This window comes from Methylobacterium sp. WL18 (assembly GCF_008040015.1).
Taxonomy (GTDB): Bacteria; Pseudomonadota; Alphaproteobacteria; order Rhizobiales; family Beijerinckiaceae; genus Methylobacterium; species Methylobacterium mesophilicum.
The window spans coordinates 1-1,949 of record NZ_VRVD01000779.1; the positions used below are offsets into that span (position 1 = coordinate 1).

The 1,949-nt window shown below is 70.2% G+C and carries 1 protein-coding gene; it reads right to left on the reverse strand.

From position 1 onward, the window contains the following. Positions 1–525: 525 nt before the first annotated feature. The coding region (locus tag FV228_RS28190; RefSeq protein WP_147857509.1) for a type II and III secretion system protein family protein at positions 526–1,949 on the reverse strand (1,424 nt) is incomplete at its 5' end.

Genomic DNA, 1,949 nt, shown 5'->3' on the forward strand with positions numbered 1-1,949 from the left:
GGCCAGGAGGCGGGACGAGCGGCCCAGCCGACCGGATCCGCACCGCGACGTCCGCGGCACCGGTGCCCGCTTGTGAATGGCCAAAGGATTCACGCGCCGGGTTACGGGCTGCTCGCGTTCGGTCAGAAGGTTCACGCCGAAAATGACGAGCGCCCTCCCTCCCCCCTCTGCGGGGGAGGGTGGCCCCTGCGTCAGCAGGGGTCGGGCCGGGACGAAGTCCCGCAAGAGGGGAGCGCCGTTTCCGGAGAGGTCGCGTCGCGCGCCACATCCTCCAGCGTCGCGCTGCCCCTCTCCCGACCCCCTTCGGGGGCCACCCTCCCCCGCAGAGGGGAGAGGGAGATGCGCGTGTCCCTGGCCGGTGACCTCGTCCGGCAGCGAAGTGTCAACATCGCCACCCGCTCGGCAGAGGCGAGGCGGCGCGTCGCACACGGGTCGGCCTATGGACATCGCAAGGCTCCGCAAGATTGGGGCAGCGCGGCGGGGCGAGGGACGCACGGTCATGGATCCGGTCCTGGAAGCGGGGCGCTACTCGACGATGAAGCCGACGCGGCCACGATAGGTGCGCCCGAGCGGGGCGGCGCCGACCTTGCCGTAGAGGCGGTTGACCTGCCCGAGCAGCACCGCCTGCCCGTCGGTGGCGTCGACGAAGTTGTCGTCGGGCCGGGTCACCTGCTTGGGCTCCATCGCCCGGGCGATGTAGGGGGTGCACATGATCATCAGCTCGGTCTCCATGCGCTGGTAGTCCCGGGACCGGAACAGCGTGCCGAGGATCGGCAGGTTGACCAGGCCGGGCAGGCCGGTGATCGCCTGCTTGTTGACCTGCTGGATCAGGCCGGCGGTCATCATCACGCCGCCCGAGGGCAACTCGACCGTGGTCTCGGAACGGCGCACCCGGGTGCCCGGGATGGCGGTGGTGACGCCGTCGTTCGTGTAGTTGAAGCTGTTCTGGGGATCGATCTCGGTCACATCGGTGGCGACGCGGATCGATATGCGGTTGTCGGCCAGCACAACGGGGGTGAAGCTCAACGCCACACCGTAGGGCTTGAAGGTGATCCCCGGCGCAGAACAGATGCCGCCGACACAGCTCGATGCCGCGGAAGGCACCGGAAACTCGCCGCCGGCCAAGAACTTCGCCGCCTCACCGGAGATCGCGGTCAGCGTCGGCTCCGCCAGAACCCGTGAGACACCGGCCTGCTCGAAGGCCTTGAGGGTCGCCTGCAGCGAGAAGCCGGCCCCCTGGATCGAGGCCTGGATCTGGTTGCCGGTGGGTGTCGTTCCGCCCGTGATCGGGAACGGCAGGTTGTTGGTCAGGGCCGGCGACGCCGCCGACCCGAGCGGATTCAAGGCCGACCAATTGCCGGTCATGTTGATCCCGAACTGCTTCAGGACGTTGCGGGACACCTCGACCACGGTGACGCGGAGCATCACCTGGTCCTTGTTGCGGATCGTCAGGTTGTTGATCACCGCGCCCCGCGCCCCGGCCGAGACGCCGCCGCTCGGCGCACCGGTGGCGGCCGCGGCCCCGCCCAGGCCGACGAAGGCGTTGGCGATGTCGATCGCCTGCTGGGCGTCCGAGGAGGAGTTGACCGAACCCGACAGCAGGACCGAGGCGCCCGACGAGCGCACGTCGAAGCGACCGCCCGGGATGCTCTGGCCGAGCAGTTCGCGCAAAGTCCCGAGGTTCAGGTCCCGGGCCACGGTCACGTCGAGGGCGGCGATCTGGCGGCCCTCGGCGTCGAGGATGAAGATCGAGGTCGCGCCGTCGGCCATGCCGATCACGAACACCTTCCGGGTCGAGCGGACCACCGCGTTGGCCACCGCCGGGTTGGCGACGAACACCTCCTTGGCGTCCCGCGGCAGGTCGACGATCACCGAGCGGCCGGCGGTCAGCTCGACCCGGCGGGACGAGGCGGCCTCCGCCGAGCCGACGGTGAGCACCGGGGCGGGCC